At 52.3% G+C, this 19,594-nt stretch carries 19 protein-coding genes and 1 pseudogene; 3 read left to right on the top strand and 17 right to left on the bottom strand.

The genetic code is table 11. The features are described 5' to 3' along the window. Window positions 1-9: 9 nt before the first annotated feature. Window positions 10-849, top strand: coding sequence for a LysR family transcriptional regulator (locus D5E69_RS06260; RefSeq protein WP_063190778.1), 840 nt, complete (start codon window positions 10-12; stop codon window positions 847-849). Between the two features lie 68 nt (window positions 850-917). After that, complete coding sequence (gene yyaC / locus D5E69_RS06255; protein WP_063190779.1) at window positions 918-1,502, top strand: spore protease YyaC; 585 nt, start codon at window positions 918-920, stop codon at window positions 1,500-1,502. A gap of 17 nt (window positions 1,503-1,519) precedes the next feature. Here the strand turns inward: yyaC and D5E69_RS06250 are convergent, their stop codons facing one another. Both D5E69_RS06250 and D5E69_RS06245 read right to left on the bottom strand, forming a co-directional pair. Beyond that, complete coding sequence (locus D5E69_RS06250; RefSeq protein ID WP_048005176.1) at window positions 1,520-2,830, bottom strand: CitMHS family transporter; 1,311 nt, start codon at window positions 2,828-2,830, stop codon at window positions 1,520-1,522. Between the two features lie 130 nt (window positions 2,831-2,960). Further along, complete coding sequence (locus D5E69_RS06245; RefSeq protein WP_048005177.1) at window positions 2,961-3,836, bottom strand: LysR family transcriptional regulator; 876 nt, start codon at window positions 3,834-3,836, stop codon at window positions 2,961-2,963. A gap of 125 nt (window positions 3,837-3,961) precedes the next feature. Between D5E69_RS06245 and D5E69_RS06240 the strand changes: the two genes are divergently transcribed. After that, complete coding sequence (locus D5E69_RS06240) at window positions 3,962-5,092, top strand: 2-methylaconitate cis-trans isomerase PrpF family protein (RefSeq protein ID WP_048005178.1); 1,131 nt, start codon at window positions 3,962-3,964, stop codon at window positions 5,090-5,092. Between the two features lie 38 nt (window positions 5,093-5,130). Here D5E69_RS06240 and D5E69_RS06235 read toward each other — a convergent pair whose 3' ends face one another. The 15 genes and pseudogenes from D5E69_RS06235 to D5E69_RS06170 form a co-directional block, all read right to left on the bottom strand. Continuing rightward, complete coding sequence (locus tag D5E69_RS06235) at window positions 5,131-5,577, bottom strand: toxin-antitoxin system YwqK family antitoxin (RefSeq protein WP_048005179.1); 447 nt, start codon at window positions 5,575-5,577, stop codon at window positions 5,131-5,133. 10 nt (window positions 5,578-5,587) lie between these two features. Next, the gene (locus tag D5E69_RS23600) at window positions 5,588-6,058 is read right to left on the bottom strand and encodes a GNAT family N-acetyltransferase (RefSeq protein ID WP_148796085.1); all 471 of its coding nucleotides are present in this window, start codon (window positions 6,056-6,058) and stop codon (window positions 5,588-5,590) included. Further along, a pseudogene (locus D5E69_RS23595) lies at window positions 6,038-6,418 on the bottom strand (DinB family protein); the annotation flags it as partial. The gene D5E69_RS23600 and the pseudogene D5E69_RS23595, both read right to left, overlap by 21 nt. Before the next feature lie 33 nt (window positions 6,419-6,451). After that, the gene (locus tag D5E69_RS06225) at window positions 6,452-6,949 is read right to left on the bottom strand and encodes a hypothetical protein (RefSeq protein ID WP_048005180.1); all 498 of its coding nucleotides are present in this window, start codon (window positions 6,947-6,949) and stop codon (window positions 6,452-6,454) included. Next, window positions 6,946-7,710, bottom strand: a complete 765-nt coding sequence (locus D5E69_RS06220) for a class I SAM-dependent methyltransferase (protein ID WP_159129434.1) — start codon at window positions 7,708-7,710, stop codon at window positions 6,946-6,948. The genes D5E69_RS06225 and D5E69_RS06220 overlap by 4 nt, the downstream gene beginning before the upstream one ends. 105 nt (window positions 7,711-7,815) lie before the next feature. Beyond that, complete coding sequence (locus D5E69_RS06215; RefSeq protein WP_159129433.1) at window positions 7,816-9,579, bottom strand: acid phosphatase; 1,764 nt, start codon at window positions 9,577-9,579, stop codon at window positions 7,816-7,818. Between the two features lie 272 nt (window positions 9,580-9,851). Continuing rightward, entirely contained in the window at window positions 9,852-10,307 is a 456-nt protein-coding gene (locus D5E69_RS06210) for a GNAT family N-acetyltransferase (RefSeq protein WP_048005182.1), read from the bottom strand. A gap of 97 nt (window positions 10,308-10,404) precedes the next feature. Continuing rightward, window positions 10,405-11,607 (bottom strand): Bcr/CflA family efflux MFS transporter, encoded by a 1,203-nt coding sequence (locus D5E69_RS06205; RefSeq protein ID WP_048005183.1) that lies wholly within the window; start codon window positions 11,605-11,607, stop codon window positions 10,405-10,407. Window positions 11,608-11,785: 178 nt separating this feature from the next. Beyond that, window positions 11,786-12,703, bottom strand: a complete 918-nt coding sequence (locus D5E69_RS06200) for a cupin domain-containing protein (RefSeq protein WP_159129432.1) — start codon at window positions 12,701-12,703, stop codon at window positions 11,786-11,788. A gap of 75 nt (window positions 12,704-12,778) precedes the next feature. Further along, window positions 12,779-13,981, bottom strand: a complete 1,203-nt coding sequence (locus tag D5E69_RS06195) for a sensor histidine kinase (protein ID WP_048005185.1) — start codon at window positions 13,979-13,981, stop codon at window positions 12,779-12,781. Window positions 13,982-14,193: 212 nt separating this feature from the next. Continuing rightward, window positions 14,194-15,978 carry an ABC transporter ATP-binding protein gene (locus D5E69_RS06190; protein WP_048005186.1) on the bottom strand — a complete coding sequence of 595 codons (1,785 nt, stop codon included), beginning with the start codon at window positions 15,976-15,978 and terminating at the stop codon, window positions 14,194-14,196. Next, on the bottom strand, window positions 15,975-17,714 hold the full coding sequence (locus D5E69_RS06185) for an ABC transporter ATP-binding protein (protein ID WP_048005187.1): 1,740 nt from the start codon (window positions 17,712-17,714) through the stop codon (window positions 15,975-15,977). The genes D5E69_RS06190 and D5E69_RS06185 overlap by 4 nt, the downstream gene beginning before the upstream one ends. Window positions 17,715-17,873: 159 nt before the next feature. Then, window positions 17,874-18,413 (bottom strand): ferric reductase-like transmembrane domain-containing protein, encoded by a 540-nt coding sequence (locus D5E69_RS06180; protein WP_048005188.1) that lies wholly within the window; start codon window positions 18,411-18,413, stop codon window positions 17,874-17,876. After that, window positions 18,410-19,303, bottom strand: a complete 894-nt coding sequence (locus tag D5E69_RS06175; RefSeq protein ID WP_053072435.1) for an FAD:protein FMN transferase — start codon at window positions 19,301-19,303, stop codon at window positions 18,410-18,412. Before D5E69_RS06175 ends, D5E69_RS06180 begins: the two co-directional genes overlap by 4 nt. Then, a complete protein-coding gene (locus D5E69_RS06170) occupies window positions 19,300-19,581 on the bottom strand; it encodes a hypothetical protein (RefSeq protein ID WP_048005189.1) in 282 nt (93 codons plus the stop codon). Before D5E69_RS06170 ends, D5E69_RS06175 begins: the two co-directional genes overlap by 4 nt. Window positions 19,582-19,594 lie beyond the last annotated feature (13 nt).

Raw genomic sequence — 19,594 nt, 5'->3', positions numbered from 1 at the left:
GGTGCCCTTATGCAAATCGATTGGATCCGGACGTTTGTCACCCTTGCGCAGCTTCAGCATTTCACGAAGACGAGTGAATTCCTGAATCTGTCCCAGCCGACGGTGAGCGTCCATATCAAAAAGCTCGAGCAGGCTCTCGGCGTTGCCCTCATCAGCCGCTCTTCCAATTCACCCGCCTTTCAATTGACGCCTGCTGGACAGAAAGTTTATGAGCAGGGCAAGAAGATGCTTGAGATTGCCCGCTCCATGGAACATATCCAGGAAGAAAAGGAAGAATTCCACCTGCGGATCGGGTCCACCCATACGGTAAGCGATGTTCTTCTCCCCGATTTTGTGAAACAGCTGAAGGTGATGTATCCACATGCCCATCTGCAGCTCCGGATCAACAATCATGAGACGATCGTGGAGGAATTGAATCACGGTGAGATTGATTTTGCCCTTGTGGAAGGGACGAAGGGACTCGAGCCTTTCCAGGTCGAAGTCATCGCACGGGATGAGATACGTTTCTTTGCTAGCAATCGCATGAGCCTGGAATCGTCCCCCATCATTCTGAGGGAGCTTGGTTCCGGAACGCGTGAATATGCTGATGATCTCCTGCGCTCAGAGCGGATCCAGCCTGTGGAAATCCTCGAGGCAAGCAGCCACTCCCTCATTAAGCAGCTGGCGATCCGCGGACTTGGGATTGCCTTTCTTTCCACTTCCATGGTGAAGGAGGAGCTCAGGCAAGGGAAACTTGTCCCCATTGATCCTTTTGTCGTCTACCGGCCCTTCTATTTCGTACACGCTGGAAAGTCCGGCGAGGGAAGCGTCGTGGACAACCTGATCCAACTTGTTAAAGGTTTGTCATGATGTGGAAATCCTTTCACACCGGCTGCATGTATAATGGAAGTACGACCACATGGAAAGGAGCTTGAGAGATGCGTTCATTCGATAGAAGCCAGCCCGATCTGCCAGTGTGGATCTCGGCACAGTCCAGGGAATACGAAACGGAGACCCTCCTCCAACTGCTTCAATCGATGCTGACCGATCTGGAGGAAAGTGGACGTACCCCCGTCATTCTCTGTATTGGATCTGATCGGTATGTAGGGGATTCATTGGGACCACTCGTCGGAACGATGCTCACCCGGTTTTCGATTCCTTCACCTGTCTATGGAACCCTTGAAACGCCCATTCACGCTTTTAATCTTAAACCAACGTTGAAAGCCATCCAGAAAACGCACCGTGACCCATTCATCATGACGGTGGACGCGGCACTCGGGAAACAAGATGCGGTCGGTTCCATCCTGTTCAACACCGGCCCCCTCACCCCGGGGAAGGCACTCGAGAAGATGCTTCCTGAAGTCGGGGACTGTCACTTCCAGGGGATCGTGAATTCCGCTGATCCCCTTCCCTCTTCCCAGTTCCTGAATGACACCCGCCTATACACGGTGATGACGCTCGCTGAGCGAATATCCGCCATCATCCAAGAAGCCTATATACGCAAAGAAGCAGGGACCCTTTGAGATCCCTGCTTCTTTTATTAGAGAATGGCTCCTGTGATGAAACCAACGATGATAATGATGACGGAACAGAATAGCGCCCATTTGATGGCATATTTCTGAAGCTCTCCAATATCGGTTTTCACCATCCCTACGAGCAACAGCGTGGATGCCACAAGCGGACTCAGGAAATGGACCGGTTGCCCGAGGACAGACGCCCGTGCAATTTCAAGCGGGCTCACCCCATATGCCGCTCCTGCTTCTGCAAGGATTGGAAGCACCCCGAAGTAATATGCATCGTTTGATAACACAAAAGTGAACGGCATGCTCGTGATGGCTACGACGAGAGGGAAGAATTTCCCCACGGACTCAGGGATGATCGAGACGAGGGAATTCGAAATGGCATTGACCATTTCCGTACCCGAGAAGATTCCGGAGAAGATCCCTGCTGCGAATACAAGAAGCACGACGGTCATGGCATTCCCCGCATGGGAGAGGATCCGCTCCTTCTGTTCTTCAAGATTCGGATAGTTGATGACGGTGGCCAAGACGAAGCCGAGAAGGAAAAGCACCGGGATCGGCATGAGGCCCATGACCAGGATGGTCATGACCGTCACGACGAGGATCAGGTTGATCCAGCGGAGTTTGGGACGCTTGCAGTTCTCTTCCAAGGCAAATGATGCTGCGGCCTCGTTTTGGCTCAACTCCTCTGTGCTATGTTCATCAAGGGAGATGACGCCGATCCGCTCCCGTTCTTTCTTCCCAAGGAAGTATGACATCAGGAGGATCGCACCCATCCCGGACAACATCGTCGGGATCATCGGGATAAAGAATTCATTCGCATCGAGTCCCAAAGCGGCAATGGCCCGGGTCGCCGGTCCTCCCCAGGGCGTCATTCCGCTCATGATGCTGACAGACATGAGCGAAATCGTGGCGAGGATCAGCGGGTTCATCCCGATGCGCAGGTACAGAGCGAGCATCGCGGAGATCGTGATCATGTGGGTAGTCGTCCCGTCCCCATCAAGGGCGACCGTCATGGCAATCACGGCCGTCCCGATGGCGATCTTGAGTGGGTCACCTTTGACGATCTTCATCATCTTCTGGATGAGGGGATCAAACAGCCCCGCATCGATCATGATCCCAAAGAACAGGATGGCGAACAATAAGAGGGCCGCTGAAGGCGCAACGGTCTTCAATCCTTCGAGCATCATATCCCCCAGGTGCAGTCCAAACCCTCCTATGATACCGAATATGACAGGCACGAGTACAAGGGAAGCCACTGGCGAAAGTTTTTTCGACATGATCAAATACGTGAAGACAACCACCATGGAAATACCTAAAAATGTAAGCATCATTTCATCCTCCTTATAGAAAACGCTTTCAATTACCGATCTGTTTTTTCAGAAAATTGATACTATAAGAATATGGGACGCTTACAAATAAGTAAAATATAGAATTTTTACTTATACTTATAAGTATTTTTTATAATCCAACAGAGATATCGACGTGCTGATTCAAAAAGTCCACAAAGTGCTTCACCGTCGCAAGCTGAAGGGATGATTCATTATACATGAGCCATGTATCCCTTTGGACAGGCGTCCCGTCTTCGTAGGTCAATCCATACGTATACAGGTTGTCGGAAGGTCGCAGGCAGATCTCAGGCAGGATGGCGACACCGAGGTCATGCTTGACCATTTCCTTGCACGTTCCCTGGCGATCCGTATCCATCGTCGTTGAGGGCGGTTCATTGAAGCGGTCATTCCACCAGCCCGTGATCAGGTTTTTCAAAGAGGAGTCGGTGTTGTATTGAATGAACGGGAGCTCCGGCAGACGTTCGATATCGACTTCGTTCTTCGATATGAGAAAAAGTCTTTCTTTGTGAAGGAGCTTCTTCTTCCCGTTCCATTGATAATCGCCCCGCATGATGCCAAGCTGGACGCTTGATGAATCGAGCAGCCCCTTGATGACCGTACTCCACCCCGTCTTCACGCTGAACTGGACGTTCGGATAGAGAGTGGAGAATTCTTTCAGGATCTTCGGAAGCTTGTACTGGGCAAAGTTGCTTGATACACCGAGTCGCAATGTGCCACGCACATCATCTTGCATGTTGAGCATATAGTCCTTCGTCTTTTGAAGCTTCTCCTGCATTTCTTCAGCGTACTGGGCCAGATACAAGCCTTCACTTGTCCACTCGATCCCCCCTTTGATCTTATAGAACAGATTGATCCCAAACTCCTTCTCCAGGTTTTTGAGGCGGTATGTCAATGCCGGCTGGGAGATGTAAAGCCGCTCTGAAGCCCTGCTGATGTTCTTCTCTTCCAGCAGGACGCTGAGAGCGGTCCAATCCTTTTCATCCATGGAAATCACTCCTGATTATAAGTATTTTTTTGATGTTTACGACTAAATTATCTATTTTACTTATAGCTATTCTTATCATACTATAGGGAGCAACAAATGTGGATTCCTGAAAGGTGGTTTTTTCTATGAAAGTTCCAGTTGTGATCATGCGCGGAGGTACGAGTAAAGGAGTGTTCCTGAATAAAAAGGATATGCCCGAGGACCGTTCCCTTTGGGAGGAATTTCTCCTGGATATCATGGGGAGCCCCGATCAACGTCAGATCGATGGTCTCGGAGGGGCGAATTCCCTGACGAGCAAGGCTGCCATCATCCAGGCTTCCTCCATTGAGGGGATCGATATCGAGTATACCTTCGCCCAGGTGAGCATCGGAAATCAGTTGGTGGACTTCAGCGGAAACTGCGGTAACATCTCGTCAGCGGTGGGACCGTATGCCATTGAGCAGGGGCTGGTAAAGGTGAAGGAACCACTCACTGCCGTCAGGATCCTTAATACGAATACAAATAAGGTCATCACGGCAGAAGTGGAAGTCGAAGACGGCAGGGTGAAAACCGAAGGGACTACGACCATTCCTGGTGTACCCGGATCCGGTTCGCCAATTTACCTTTCGTTCTCAAATGCTGAAGGGGCCGTGACGGGACGGGTCTACCCTACTGGAAATCCTGTTGATTTGATGACTACGGGAAGCGGGAGCACCATCCCTGTATCCATCGTCGATGCCGCCAACCCCCTTGTGTTCGTGCATGCAAGGGACGTCGGACTGGAGGGAACCGAGCTTCCCGAGGATTTCTCTGCTGAAAAGCTTGCGGAACTGGAAGATATCCGTTCCCGGGCAGCTGAACTATGCGGTTTTGCATCGAAAGAAGACGCGACCCGTCTGTCACCGGCCATCCCGAAGATGACCATCATCGCACCTCCGAAAGACTATGTGGATGTGGTCGGGACCACCCACCACGCTTCCGACATCGACTGCCTGATCCGCATGATGAGCATGCAGAAGCCCCATCAGGCACTCGCCATCACCGGAGCCATCTGTACGACGACCGCCGCCTTCCTGAATGATACGATTTTATCGGATATCCTCGAAGTGAAAGGGGATATTGTCAGACTTGGACATCCCGGGGGTATCATGCAGACCAAGGTGGACCTCATTGCCGGACATATCAGCGCCATCAAAGTCGTGAGGACCGCCCGGACGATCCTTGAGGGATCCGTCCATACGAAGAAAGAGTACACCTCGGCCGTCCAGTCGGCATGACGAGCAAAGAACCGGATCGCCTACTCTGGCCATCCGGTTCACTCTTTTCCCCACTTTTCTGCAAATCGGCGATCCGACTCGGTCCACTCCGCTTTCTCATCTGTCACCTGACCATTCCGATCATACAATCTATACGTGATGCGTTTACCAGCGAAACTCTCAAATTCTTCGCGTATTCCACCGTTTTCGTAGAACTCCAATTGTCTTCCATGAGAAGCACTCTTATGCATCGTCCGTATCGACTCGACGGCTCCGCTTGGGTAAAATTCCACGTAGCGCCCCTCCTTCACCCCTTCATCAACATAGAAATAGCTTTCCAGTTTCCCATTTGGATGCAGATCATAGGCGAGCCCGGTGAAGAGATGTTCTTTACCGTCGTGATCGATGTAGACGATCCCCTGCCCATAAGGCCCTCCATATTCGAGCTGGGTCTCAAATTCCACCCCATGCCTCAAAACATATTCCTTGGTGAGCAGTTCTTCCATGTTGTCCTCCTTATAGATCCTTTTTCATATAAAAATGGGAATGGTCCCTTCCGACGTTTTCAAGGGTGCCGAACACATCATATCCATGCTTCTCGTAGAAGCCTCTCGCCTGAAAGCTAAGGGTGTCGAGTTTGATGAAATCGCAGCTTCGTACAGATGCAATCCGTTCAGCTTCTTGGAGGAGCCTGCTCCCGTGGCCTCCGCTCCTCAGACTTTCATCCACCATGAGGATCTTGATCTCCATCCAGTTCCAGCAGATCTCTCCCACAAGGCCTCCCCTGATTTCACCCGTTGCATCACTGAGCGTCAGTGTGATCTCCTCATATCGCCCCTTCAGATCTTCGGGGAAGTGCTTGAGGTTGAAGGAATAGAGCTTTTCTGAAATGCTTTTAGCTGCTTCGTCACCTTCCGTCCGTTGAATGGTGAGCCCATCTGAAAGGAATGCATCGATCTGCTCTTTATGGTGAAGATCATGCTCCATCAGTCCAAGGAAATAACGACCGATGGAGATGTCTTTTTCACCGATGGTCATGATGTAATCAGCGTTCAATTCCTTGATCTCTTCTATGATTCTAAGCTTTGTTTCGGTAAATTGCCGGAACAGCTCCGCTTTTGATGCCTTCTCCATCCGTGTGACTGCCTCATGATTGAATGCATCCACTTCCGGGGCAGGGGACATGCTTTCTGCTGACCCGATTTCCCTCAGCCGATGATCCAGGAGGAATTCATCCCACGCGATGAGGTGGGCAAGTGTTTCTCCTATGTTCCATTTCCCTGGTTTGAGTGGGGTTTGCCATAGGGTATCGTCAAGCTCCATCAGGGATGCTCCCCATTCGACCATTGCATGTTGATGTTGGATGATGGTTTCCATTTCTCAACTCTCCTCCAGCCAGGCGTGGACTTTTTTCTTCATATCTTGATCAAGACCCGCGGCCGATCCTTCATCTTTCATGGCTTTCTTCGCCAACTTCTTAGGGAACATACTTTCAAGGGAAGATTGATGAGTGCTTCCGTCATCGGGTTCTTCGTACTTCACCACGGTGTAGTGATTTCCTTCTTCCTTTAATTGAATATGGGCAGGGAGAGAGGCTCCTGCTTGTATGTCGTCACCGGTTGCCAAGTCATACCCTTCGTATAGGGTGTAAAGATATACATCGATGGTACCGTCCCCTTCTTTCGTACCATAAATCTTATGTACTTCGAATTGTTCATCCGTCTTTTCGAACTTAGGTTCATTATGTTCGACGATGGCGGTAGAGATCACGTTATCCATTTCCGGAGTGACCTCTTTATCCCCGTTCGCTATGCCTTGGTTGCAGGCCGCAAGCAACGGGATCATGACGAGGGCCGGTAACCAGGTCAATTTGCTCATCTTTCATATGTCCTTTCCTCGAATGACCCGATGGACACTTCTGTTTCATATGGAATGGTCAGGCTTCCCTCTTGGCAGTGCTCCCGGAAAAGTGTTCCCAGTGCGTTTACAAATGACTGATACTCGGGATGATCGGCCGAAGGCGTGTAGGACAGCGACAGACCATGATGAATCAATTCCTCTTCATCGAGGGTATGGGCATTATCCATCTGTACGAGTTTGATGTCTGATCCGAAAAATTCCCGTTTCGCTTTGAGGTGATCACCGCTTGAATTCCCCGCCGTCTGCTTGATGGTGAAGTCCTGCAGGACATTGGAATACGCCTCAACGAACGGATCATCCCCCTTCATCGAATTCCAGATGAGGAGCACCCGGCCACCCGGTTTCAGGATACGCTGGAACTCCGTGCGGCAACGGTCTTTATCCAACCAATGAAATGCCTGGGCAACGGTGATGAAATCAACGCTTCCCGTCTCCAGAAGGGTTTCCTCTGCAGGTGCTCCCATGTAGGAAACACGTTGATTGTCACGGCAGGTATGACGACATTCCGCCAGCATGTCGGCACTCGGTTCCACGGCCGTGATGAAGGCATTCAATTCTCCCAGCAGGCGTGTCAATCGTCCTGTCCCGGCTCCGATGTCTGCAATCCGTGATTGGTCATCAGCTCCGAGGCTTCGCATAAGTTCAAGGATGCCTTTTGGGTAAGGCGGTCTTCCTTTTGTATAAGAAGAAGCCCTTCCAGTAAATTCTGTTTTCATCATGATCTCCCCTTCCACATTTTGTATTACCATCCATTTTACGCTTTTTAAAGATGTTTACAATAAAAAAATCAAACCGCTCCCCATTTTGGAGCGGCTTGATCCTTTTTATTTTATTAGCTTCAGTTCCAGACTGTGGGCCTTGTAGACCGTCTTTACTTTGGTCCCTTTTGGAAGCCCGGTCGTTTCGATATGATTGAACACTTTATGGCGGTCCAGTTTCCCGTAGGTCATGACGGTGACGGATTTGCCGAGGCGAAGATTGCTCGGGAAGTGTACCTTGAGTGTACCGCCGAGCTCCGCTTCCCCTTTGATGACCAGAACATCTTCGCGGCTGTCTGTATCCAACTCGAGTACGGATTTCTTCGATTGGCTGTAATCGCCATTGATGACGAGTTTCCCTTCATGTTCTTTTTGAAGGGTTCCTCCATTCACGTCCACATCCCCTTGTCCGAGAGCCGTTTCCGATGCAGCAACAAGGATGCCTTTCTCCACTGTCGTGTCGCCGCCATATGAGTTATCCCCCGACAGTGTAAGTTCGCCTGTTCCTTTCTTCGTCAGGGATCCTTTCCCTGAAATATCATTTGCCCATGTATCTTCTGCATGGAATCCACCTTTGGAGGCGTCCATCTTCACCTTGACATCTGTTTCAAACGATCCGAATCCATCTGCAGCAGCATAGAGGTTCAACCGTCCCCATCCTTCCAGGTCATCAAGAAGCGGGTAGCCGGATGCGAGTCCCGTTGTGGAAAGTACGCGGCGGCGATCCTCGTCGCTCAGGTATGGAAGACGGGTTTCGAGGAGCACCTCAGCTCCCTTCGGCACGACCATGGGCTTCTTGGTGGAACCGGTCGGTTTGAAGCCATAGGTGAGCCTCTCTAGGTAGGCGTGTCTATTGGCCTCCTTATCGGCAAATCGGTCCGGTGCATTCCCAGACTGCGTCAGTAGCTTGGTGTGAGCTTCCTCATAGGCTCCTTCCTTCAACGCTTCATTATCGGGATCTGCGAGGATGGAAGCAGCAAGCGCCGTGGCCATCGTGCGGCCGCCCATCACATCGAGGGGTGAATGAACCCCGGCAACGAGGCGGTTATCCCCGAGCTCCGACGCGCGCGTCAGCATTTCCTGATACCGTTCGGGAACCGCATAGGCAATGGCGAGTGCCGTCAGATAGGCGGCGTTCGTATGGCCGCTCGGGAACCCTCCGTCATTGGTCGGGTCCTCCTTCAGCGTCGGACGCAGTTCCGGGACGACGATGGATGGATCGGCCCATCGGAAAGGACGCTTGTACGAGTAATAATCTTTGGCCGAGCTGGTTGATGAGTACTCGCCCCTGAGGGTTTCCACAAGTCCGGCCATCTGTCCGAGCTCAGAGTCAGTGGTGCCCGCGCCTGTCCCTTCATCGGTGTATTTCTTCGTCAGTGCATCCTGTGGGATCCCCGTGATGGTGGTGGTGGCGTTGGCATCCCTCCGGTAGATATCCGTGAGGGACCCGAGTCCATCAAGGGCACTGTAACTCTGGTTCACGCGGTCATCCAGATAGGCGGCATCCGCTTGAGCCTTTGAGCGGGAGGACGTCTTGTCCAACACGGTTTGAATATTATGTTCATGGACCGATTGATCCAGTACGACACCTGAATCCCAGGTTTCCCCCGGTTGCCAGATTCTGTTGTACTGTGAGAGGACGCTGATGGTCGGATTGCTCGCGGTCTTATTGCCCGACACATTATTCTTATATGTATCGATGAAGTAGCCTGACGGCGGTTCCGGTACCGGATCCACCCCTTGTTTCGCCCCTGCCTGGACGCCTCCAAGAGCGCTTTGTGAAATCACAAGTGATAGTACGACGGCCGAAATCGGCTTTATTGCCTTCATTTTCTCCCATCCCTTCTGTCCGCATTGAGCCGTGGGTGACACCACTCTTTGCGCTAATCTCCGATTAGGGTAAGCGCTTTCTCTTTTACCTAAAAAAAATCGACTTCCCTCTCGGATTCAAACTGATTATAAAGTAAGTAGACTGAAAATTCAATCTCACTAATATAAAACAGGTCCTACTTCCCATGATGGGGGTTGAGACCTGTTTATATCAGCATTTATGGAAAAGGAGATGAAAGTCCATATCTTTAAATCATCCTCATGGCTCATTTCTATCGCCTTCTCTCCTTTTCCAAGAATACCAGAGTCAGAATATCATTGATTGTGAGGGTTCGGACCTTCTCATACCCTGATTTTTCATAAAACCTGATGGCGGGCAGATTCTTCTCTGCTGTCGCCACTTTGTAGAGAGAATGGGGATGAGACCGTTCCAATTCCTGCAGAAGCCTCCCGGCAATGCCTTTGCGGAAGTGCGCTGGATCTACGATGAGACGGTGGATGTCCACCTCGTTTTTTTCTTTTTTATAGGCAATCGCTCCGCATAGAACACCTTCTTCAAACCAGCCAAGAAATGTTTCTCCGCATTGTTGCAAGTCTTCGGTGGTTTCCTTCAATGGCGGGATATCGTCCGTTCCAATCAGCCCTGCCTCTACCTTGTAAGAACGGAGCTGCATGGATAAGACGGTTTGTGCCTGGAGCGGATCGTTTATATCCATCGTTGCAATCATGATGAACCCTCCTTCTCCTTGCATCATATCACTGATCACACGGCTGGAGAATATTTTTCCATATCCCAACGATAAAAAAGAAGCACAAGGGAGACCCTTATGCTTCTTGTACTTCTTTGGTGAACGTGAAGAATGCGATGGCCCCCAGGAGGGCGGTGGTGAATAGGATGGCTCCCATGGGAACCGGTGAAGCTTCGTTGATCCCGACAAGGGGAGAAACGATGGCACCGACAACGAGGGGCAGCATCCCGAGGAGGGCACTTGCACTGCCTGCCCTGTGGCCCTGTTTTTCCATGGCCAGGGTGAAGGTACTCGTCAAGATCATCCCGATCGAGATCATATACAGGAAGATCGGGATGACGATGGTGGCCAGCGGTCCTTGGATGAAGGTCGCGACCAGCAGGATGGCAGTTGCGCTTACAGAGACGATGACGGCCGTCTTCAATAGATTCCGTTCCCCGACATACTCACTGAAGCGCCCGATGATGAAGCTCCCTGAGATGATGGCCAGTCCATTGATTCCGAACAGGATGCTGAACGTCTGCTCCGACACTCCATAGATCCCCTGATAGACAAATGGGGTTCCGGATACATAGGCGAAGCTTCCTCCGTGGATGAGTCCGATCGTCAGGACGTATCCGATGAAGGAGCGGTCCACCATGAGGCTTCCCATCGTGCGGACGGATGACCCGAGCGTACTCGGGATCCGCCTCTCGGGCGGAAGGGTTTCCTTCAGCTTCAGGAAGATCATGAGGACGATGACGAATCCGATCAGACAAAGGGCATAGAAGATCGTATGCCAGCTGGCGAATGGCAACAAGAGGATTGCACCACCCGTGATGGGCGCGATCATCGGTGCCGTTGCATTGATGACCATGAGGAGCGCGAAGAATTTGGTCAGCTCACGCCCCGTGAAGACATCCCGCACGACGGCACGTGATAGCACGATTCCGGCAGAAGCCGTGAAGCCCTGAAGGAATCTCGCCCCGATGAGCACGGTGATGTTCGGTGCAAGGGCACAGAACAGGGAAGCGAGAGCAAAGAGGAAGATGGAGATGAGAAGCGGTTTCCTCCTCCCCTGTGCATCACTGATGGGGCCGACAATGACCTGTCCGATGGCTAGACCGATGAGGCAGGCCGTCAGACTGAGCTGGACCATCGAGGCACTTGCTCCGAGGTCTTTGGCGATCCCTGGAAAGCTGGGTAGATACATATCGATATTAAGAGGTCCCAGTATACCGAGCATACTGAGAAGGAACGCAAGGGCGATCCGCTCTTTTCCTTGTGGTTGTTGATTCATGGCCTGAACACCTTTCTACTGCGTTGAAATTCTTGTTGATTTTAGCAGAGCCCCCTCCCATTTACAATACATTTGTTTCAATTTCCGGAAGAGAACGTTTTCAATGCCGGTGACCGAAAGAGAAGGATCTATAGCTACACATACAAGAAAAAACAGCCCCCATTGGGAGCTGCCCTTCTTACCACCAGACCCCGTTGGAATATGGAAGTCTCGGCTGGTTTTCCGCCGCCTCGGCATCGGCTTTGGTTTTGTGCACCGTTCCCCTTGCATGGTGCGGAGGGGCATAGATGGAGTAGAGCTTGATCGGGGTGTTCCCCGTGTTGATCACGTTATGCCACGTTCCTGCAGGCACCATGATCGCAGATGCATCCTTGACGGGCTGCTGGTAATAGAGATTCTCCGGACGGTCCCCCATCTGTACGATCCCCTGCCCTCCTTCAAGACGCAGGAATTGATCGGTGTCCGGATGGATCTCAAGGCCGATATCCTCTCCCGGCTTGATGCTCATGAGGGTGACCTGCAGATGATTCCCCGTCCACAGGGCCGTGCGGAACGTATTGTTCTCGAGTGTCGCTTCCTCGATATTGACGGAGAATGGACTCGGACCATAATCTTTGAGGACGACACGCTGACTCCGGCCTGCCCCGATGGCGCAAAGGCGCTTCGCGTGCTCCCATCCGCCCTGATTGGCATTCAGCAACACTCCATATACTTGGGAATGTTGACCTGAACCTCCCACTCTCGAAAATTCTTCGTATCTGTTCAGTTCCCGATCATAAGCGATCTGAAGGCCTTCATCGTACGAACTGAAAGGAATGGATTCGACATGGTACACCGGTGCCGTCCCCGTCATGGACATATACCAGTTCGTCAGCTGCCAGCACATCCGCTGTTCATTCTCCATCAGTTCAAGTAGGGTATCCTGGGCATCCCGGTCATGGGTTTCATTCACCAATCGACTGTACAGATCCACGGAAGAAGCCTTATGGCTGATTCCCGCTGCTAAATCCGCTATTTCATCGTACTGCACGGTTTCCCTCATCACTCCGGTCTCGACGCCCGGCTCCACATAGCAGTATGACTGATTAAAAGGCATGCATCTCAACATCACTCAATCCCTTCACATGAATATCCACGATATCATATGCTTCCAGGGCGGATGTGTGTATGCCTATTGCTGCACGAGCGGGAAACGCACGGTGACCGTCGTCCCTTCTCCTGGTTCGCTTTCAAAATGAATATGACCGTCGTAGCGCTCGACGATGTTGTAGCAGATCATGAGACCGAGCCCGGTCCCCTTGCTCTTCAATGAATAAAACGGCGTCCCGAGATGATCCACCTGCTCCTTCGTCATCCCCCTGCCGCGGTCGGTCATCGTGATGAACACATCCCGACCGATCCTTGCCGCCTTCACCGACACCGATTCCCCGGAATCAGACGCTTCGATGGCATTTTTCAACAGGTTGACGAAAAGCTGCTTCACTTCCATCGGGTTGGCCGCGATCAGGCACTGTTCATCCACCTCAAGCTCGATGCTGTTGTCATGAAGGATCCCGTACATGGATAGAAGCTCTGTCACATCCCTCAGGATCTGTTCCATGTCGACACGATCCACTTCGTCCGTCTGCTCCGGTTTCGAGATGGACAGGAACTGCGAAATCACATGCTCCGCCGTGTCCAGTTCATTCAACATGAGGCTGAAGTTTTGCTTATAGTCCTTCGGCAGATTCTCATCCTGTGAGTAATACTGCAGAAACCCCTTCACCACGGTCAGTGGGTTCCGGATCTCATGGGCGACGGCTGCTGCGAGCTGCCCCGTCGTTTTCATCCGCTCTGCCTGCTGCACCTCTTCATAATACATCCGCTGTTTCTTGATGCGGCCATTCGTCAGGTAGAAGATGAAATAAAGGATGATCTGACTGGCTACGAAATTGACCAGATTGCCGGGAATATCCGAGTAGAAGAAGGAATAGGTCCTTCCTTTATCCACCCAGCCGATGTACATCGCCATGCATGCCACAAAGAATATGTTCAACGAAAGCGAAGAGTAGAAAAGCTTCTTATCGAAGAACAGGATGGAGAGTGCCGGGACGAAACAAAGAAGGACAAACGCCGACCACGTACCCGGGTACATATAAAACAGCGCATAAAAATAAAGTGATACCGTCAGCACCGTGATGGACCGGAGCCATCTCCGTTCATGCGTCGGATACAGGAGAAGGCAGACAGAGATGATCACCACCATGATCCCGTGCACTGCCACACCGGACCCTGCAGGATTATCGACGATCACCCCGATGATCATGAGGATGATGGCGACAACCGCCACGGTATAGTAATTCCTTTTATGAAATCGTTCGCGAAATTCTCTCATAACGTACTCCTAAATGAAAAATAAGAAAAGATACCTGCAGACGAGGTATCTTCTTCCGATTTTAACATTGTACCATTATATGGATTGATTTTGTTCGATTTTTTCTCAGGAAGTTTTTCCATGGCTGGCAGCTCCTGCTTCCCGGCTGGCACCTGAGGATCAGGATCCTGGCCATATTAAAACCGGTCCGGATATTCCGGACCGGTACTCTGTTACATACCTCCGACGGTCGCACCGCCGATTTCCGCTTCGCGGCCGAACAGTCTGGCGTACACGCCATCCCGATGGAGAAGAAGGTCGCCGTGCGTCCCTTCTTCCACGATCCGCCCGTTCTCGAGGACGACGATCTTATCGGCAGCAAGCACGGTGGAAAGCCGGTGGGAGACGATGATGATCGTCTGGTTTTTCCCTGCGCGGAGCACAGCTTCATTGATCTTCGTTTCCGTGATTGGATCAAGAGCCGAGCTCGCTTCATCAAGGACCATGATCGGCGCATCCTTTAAGATGGCGCGGGCAAGGGATAGGCGCTGCTTCTGACCGCCCGACAGGAGACTTCCCCTTTCCCCGACGAGGGTGTCGAGGCCGTCGGGAAGCGTGGTGATCAGATCCCCGAGACCGCTTGCTTCAAGGGCTTGCATGAGCTCTTCATCTGTGGCATCCCGCTTACCGATCCGCAAGTTTTCAGCAAGGGACCCACTCCGCATCATCACGTCCTGGGTGACGATGGCCATCTGGGACCTGAGCCAGTCCGTGTCCCATTCCGTCACGTCTCGTCCGTCCACCCTGATGCTTCCTTTCCCTGCATCATAAAACTTGAAGAGAAGATCGACGATGGTGGATTTCCCCGAACCACTCGGACCGACAAGGGCACAGGTCTCGCCCGGTCTGATCGTGAAGGAGACGCCTTTGAGCACATCTTCTTCCTTACCAGGATAGGTGAATGTCACATCTTCTAGCTGGATATCCCCCATAGCACGCTTACCACGGATCCCTTTGCTGGATTCTGCATGGGATGCTTCTTCAGCAAGGAGGATCTCCGAACGGTCAAGGGCCGGACCCGTCCGTCTCACTGACAACCAGTTCCGCAGGAGGCGCTGCATTTCATTCGCCGCGATGGTGACAAGGCCGCCCGCTGTCAGCATCTGACCGCTCGTCAATCCCTTATCCCAGATCAACAATGTGGAAATCAGGTAAACCAGGGCCAGAGCGAATCCATTGTAGCTTGATACGACAACGACGGACTGCATGCGGGCCTTCAGCTCTTTGATGGAGTGCTTGACGAATGTATCCCTGATGGCGACGACGCTCTCCACTTCACTGTCGGATACGCCCGAGACCCGTGAAAGGTGGATCCCCGTCACCGACTCGCGCAGCCGTTCAAGGTAGCGCGACGCTTCTTTCCGTGCATCGGCTGATGCCGCACGGGTCCTTGCCCCGACCAGATTGGACGTCCAGTAGAAGAGGACGCCGAATACAACGCTCGCAATCATGAGGTACGGATGGATAAAGAACAGGACAATGCTGTAGATGAATACACCTTGTGCACTTGCCATGAACGTAGAGCCTTCCCACGCGAGGAAGTTATGCAGGGTGTCCGGATCATCCGACACCCTCGCAAGCATTTCTCCGGTGGAATTATGATGATAGAACGAATACGGCAGGACCTGTAGATGCCTGAACAGCCGCAGCTTCTGCCAGTTCGTCACGGTCTTCGCGGTCTGATGGCAGAAGTATTCATCGATGACCATCATGACGAGGTCGAGGACTGCCGAAAGGATCAACAGCCACATCAGACCCCATAGCCATTTGGAGTTCTCCCCCGGCAGGATCGTATCCACGAGCCAGCTCAAGGCCAATGTCGGAATCAGGGCGGAGAACACCTGAGAGATGGCGATGACCACGGAATCCGCGATCACCCATTTTTTATAGGGACGGAGGAAGGACAGGACCCTCCTGCCGTCACGGCTTTTCTTTGGTGAAACCGTACCGGCGCTCATCCGATCAGCTCCCTTTCCAGTTCGCTGTACTGAGCTTTGTACAGTTCATAGTATTTACCCCTCTGCATGAGGAGTTCTTCATGTGTTCCTTTTTCCGCGATGACCCCTTGATCGAGGAGGATGATGACATCCGCCTTCCGTACCGTGACGAGGCGGTGGGCGATCGTAATGGTCGTCCGTCCAGGGATCAGTTCTTCAAGGGAAGCCTGGACCCGTTCTTCGGTCTCGCCGTCCAATGAAGACGTGGCTTCATCAAAGATCAGGACGGGTGGCTGCCTCAGGATGGCACGGGCCATGGCGACGCGCTGGCGCTGCCCGCCTGAGAGCTTCAATCCACGCTCCCCGACGATGGTGTCGTACTGCTCATCGAGGGACTCGATCAATTCCTTGAGCCCTGCGGCATCCACCGCCTGCTCGAGTTCTTCCTGTGTGGCATCGGGCTTTCCATAAAGCAGGTTTTGACGCAGGGTGCTGTTCAAGAGGAATGTTTCCTGTGATACGACCCCGACCTGCTGGCGGAAGCTGTTCCGATTGTACTCATATAAATTCTTGCCGTCGATTTCGACAGAGCCCTGATCCGGCTCATACAGACCGAGGAGGAGCTGGACAAGGGTACTCTTCCCTCCCCCGCTCGTACCGACGATCCCGATGTGGCTTCCTGGATTCAAGGAGACCGATACGCCTTTCAGCACCTGCTTGTCACTGCCAGGATACGAGAACCATAGATTCGTAAGATCGATTTTCCCAACGACGTCCCCGAAGGCAGGAAGGTTCTCATCATGTTCTTCCGGCAGATCGAAATATTCATAGATCCGCTGAAGGGCCGGGATTGCCTGCTGGATCGTCAGGGCATGCTCCGCCATGGAACGCACGGGCTGGAACATGATGGGGATGAACGTCAGGCAGGCGACCAGGGTCCCGACCGTGATGCTTCCCTTCCAGATGGCAAGGCCACCGACCAGCATGACGACACCCGGTGCCGCGATATTGAACAGATTTCCGAGACGCCAGTTCACCTTTCCGATCAGGGCCGCACGGATGGAGAACGTCTTCCAATCGGAGAGCTTCTTCTCCTGCGCCCCCGTTTCCTGATCCTGCGTCTGATATGTCCGGACGAGCCGGACGCTTTCGATGCTTTCCTGCAGGTGATTATACATGTCAGCGCTCATATCGCGCTGAATGGCACTCATCTTCCTCATCTTCGTTCCAAGAGTGAAGGACGGGATGATGTAGATGGCGAACACACAGAACATGACGATCGCCGCCGGCCAGAAGAGCACGAAGACGGCCGAGAATGCCGCCACCGCTCCGACCACCTGCTGGAGGATCCGCGGAACAACCGTGTTATTCAAGTTCTGGATCGACTCGACATCATGGGTGAGCCTGAAGAGCATATCGCCCCTAGGTGTTCTCGAGAAGAATGACATCGGTGCGCGGTGAAGCTTCCGGAAGGCCCGGATCTGCATATCGGTGATCACGTCGAGGCCGATCTTCACCTGGACGAACTCCTGCATCGTCTCGAATAGGGATTTCCCCAGGTAGGCACCGAGGACCCCGCCCGCCACCCACAGAAGGAGGGTAAGATCGCCGCCCACGATCACGTCGTCCACGAGCTTCTTCACAAGGACGGGCGGTGCGATGGTAAAAAGACCACCGATAATAGAAAAGATAAGAGCAACTAAAAGCATGCGCCAATAAGGCTTAAAATGATTCACTGTCGTGCGTACTAGATTCATGGTGCTTCCTCCTCACAAAATACTATTTTATTACAATCGATGGGAATATTCACTATAAACTGAATCTTTTTATGATTAAAAATCATTCGAAGCGTTTTCATGAGGAGAGGGGCTGTGGAGGAGGAAAGTGAGAAAGGCAGGACCATGTCCTGCCGATGATCAGTAGGAGGAACGGGCATCCACAGGTTTTTTCTGCTTCCTTCGTCCTGCCGTCATGTAGATCGTGGCCAAAAGGACGAGAAGGAACGTGGATCCGTACATGGCTAGTGCCCATTCTTCCCTGCCTTCCGACCCCATGAATAATCCATGGGCCCAGATCAACAGCCAGGACGGAAATGCAAGGTAATGGGCTTTCTTCCACGCTGCACGTCCGATCGTTTTCATGAAGTCGGAGGTCAGGATGACGATGAGCAGCAAATACAACCCGATCGTCCCGAATCCGCTCAGAACCGGCTCATAGGAGGAGGCAAACGGGACAAGGAGCCCGACCAGGCTATACGGTTCATACGAATCGAACAGCAGGAGGAATCCGTGTAGTCCACCGAGAAGGAGGGCGATCTGTCCGATTTGCTGATGGAATTGAAGCAGGAAGAATTTCTTCTTCGGTACCCCCCTCAGGATCCCGCCGAGCACCGACAGGGTCAGGAGAAGATAGGAAGTGAGTCCGAGGACCCTGATGCCGAACCAGATCCAATTCATCCCGCCACCTCCATTGCGCTGTAAAGGCCTTTATTTCCTCCGGCTGCGACGCGGTCATCGTTCAGATAGACAAAGTAGGCCGCATCCGGGAATTTGGCTGCCTCCTGTTTCGCCTCTTCATAAGGAAGGATGCAGAAAAGCTTGGCGACCACCTCCGCCTCCATGGCAGAAGATGCGATCACGGTCGATTGCACGACGTCACTCGTGGCTACTTCGCCGGTCCGACCGTTCAGTATGTGGTGATAATCCTCTCCCTCATGACTCCATCGTCGATGATGATTCCCTGACGTTGCCATCGCCAGGTCTTCAATCACAAGCTTGATCATGTCTTTTCCCGGAAGCATCGGGTGAGCGATGCCGACTCGCTGGCGACCGATGGCCACGAGATCGCCTCCCGCATTGACCAAGGCTTCCGTGACGCCCTCACGAGTGAGCATCTCCCGGGCACGGTCGACGATATATCCTTTCCCGAATCCGCCAAAGTCAAAGTGAAAGTCTTCGAGCTTCATGATCCATTCCTTCGAAAGCCATTCCATCGGCTCATAAGTGAAGCCTCTTGTTGGTTCTCCGGACACTTCAGGTGCGTACGACTCATGGAACGATGCTGTGTATCCGATCGCCTTCATTGATCGTCCCATGAATGGATTCACCATGTATCTGACCTTTCTTGTAAGGATGAGGGATTTCTCGAGAAGGTCCGCTATCGTTGCATCGAGAAATACTGGAACGTCTGCTGGTAGTTGGTTGAGCTCATCTACAGGATTCCCGGGGATGAAACGGCTGGCCCTCTCTTCGAATCCCTTGAACATGGCCTTCAGCTTTCTTTCCTGCTCAAAGGAGAGGCCGTGTGACATGATGGTTGCGTTCATGGCTGTAAATGTATGAGTCATCGCTTCGACACCCCCGAGCTGCCATGATCCTGACTGAACCCTTCGGACGGAGCCTGGAAGAATGCATCACCCTCATCCTCATCATGGTCAAAGTTGAACTCTCCCCCATCTTCCCTTTCATGGATCATCGACTGATCCCCGCTTCTTCCACCGTCATCAAATGACCCTTCCGCCGATGCACCGTTCACCTCTTGTGTGTGATCCGCGACAAGACCGCCGAACGTCAAAAGCGACAGGGTCACCGTTGATATCACTGTCCATTTCACCTTTTTCGTCATCCTTCATTCTCCT

Origin of the sequence: Rossellomorea marisflavi, assembly GCF_009806575.1 — a bacterium.
GTDB classification, from domain to species: domain Bacteria; phylum Bacillota; class Bacilli; order Bacillales; family Bacillaceae_B; genus Rossellomorea; species Rossellomorea marisflavi_A.
Note: the sequence above shows the minus strand (reverse complement) of the source record. Positions and strands in the feature narration are given on the sequence as shown.

Excerpts from the sequence above, each read along its gene's own strand:
- D5E69_RS06245 (WP_048005177.1), bottom strand. The coding sequence starts at position 3,836 with ATGGATGAAAAGGATTGGACCGCTCTCAGCGTCCTGCTGGAAGAGAAG.
- yyaC (WP_063190779.1), top strand. The coding sequence starts at position 918 with ATGCGTTCATTCGATAGAAGCCAGCCCGATCTGCCAGTGTGGATCTCG.
- D5E69_RS06205 (WP_048005183.1), bottom strand. The coding sequence starts at position 11,607 with ATGAATCAACAACCACAAGGAAAAGAGCGGATCGCCCTTGCGTTCCTT.
- D5E69_RS06210 (WP_048005182.1), bottom strand. The coding sequence starts at position 10,307 with ATGATTGCAACGATGGATATAAACGATCCGCTCCAGGCACAAACCGTC.
- D5E69_RS06220 (WP_159129434.1), bottom strand. The coding sequence starts at position 7,710 with ATGATGAAAACAGAATTTACTGGAAGGGCTTCTTCTTATACAAAAGGA.
- D5E69_RS06250 (WP_048005176.1), bottom strand. The coding sequence starts at position 2,830 with ATGCTTACATTTTTAGGTATTTCCATGGTGGTTGTCTTCACGTATTTG.
- D5E69_RS06190 (WP_048005186.1), bottom strand. The coding sequence starts at position 15,978 with ATGAGCGCCGGTACGGTTTCACCAAAGAAAAGCCGTGACGGCAGGAGG.
- D5E69_RS23600 (WP_148796085.1), bottom strand. The coding sequence starts at position 6,058 with ATGGAGCATGATCTTCACCATAAAGAGCAGATCGATGCATTCCTTTCA.
- D5E69_RS06235 (WP_048005179.1), bottom strand. The coding sequence starts at position 5,577 with ATGGAAGAACTGCTCACCAAGGAATATGTTTTGAGGCATGGGGTGGAA.
- D5E69_RS06185 (WP_048005187.1), bottom strand. The coding sequence starts at position 17,714 with ATGAATCTAGTACGCACGACAGTGAATCATTTTAAGCCTTATTGGCGC.
- D5E69_RS06180 (WP_048005188.1), bottom strand. The coding sequence starts at position 18,413 with ATGAATTGGATCTGGTTCGGCATCAGGGTCCTCGGACTCACTTCCTAT.
- D5E69_RS06225 (WP_048005180.1), bottom strand. The coding sequence starts at position 6,949 with ATGAGCAAATTGACCTGGTTACCGGCCCTCGTCATGATCCCGTTGCTT.
- D5E69_RS06170 (WP_048005189.1), bottom strand. The coding sequence starts at position 19,581 with ATGACGAAAAAGGTGAAATGGACAGTGATATCAACGGTGACCCTGTCG.
- D5E69_RS06260 (WP_063190778.1), top strand. The coding sequence starts at position 10 with ATGCAAATCGATTGGATCCGGACGTTTGTCACCCTTGCGCAGCTTCAG.
- D5E69_RS06195 (WP_048005185.1), bottom strand. The coding sequence starts at position 13,981 with ATGAGAGAATTTCGCGAACGATTTCATAAAAGGAATTACTATACCGTG.
- D5E69_RS06240 (WP_048005178.1), top strand. The coding sequence starts at position 3,962 with ATGAAAGTTCCAGTTGTGATCATGCGCGGAGGTACGAGTAAAGGAGTG.
- D5E69_RS06200 (WP_159129432.1), bottom strand. The coding sequence starts at position 12,703 with ATGCCTTTTAATCAGTCATACTGCTATGTGGAGCCGGGCGTCGAGACC.
- D5E69_RS06215 (WP_159129433.1), bottom strand. The coding sequence starts at position 9,579 with ATGAAGGCAATAAAGCCGATTTCGGCCGTCGTACTATCACTTGTGATT.
- D5E69_RS06175 (WP_053072435.1), bottom strand. The coding sequence starts at position 19,303 with ATGACTCATACATTTACAGCCATGAACGCAACCATCATGTCACACGGC.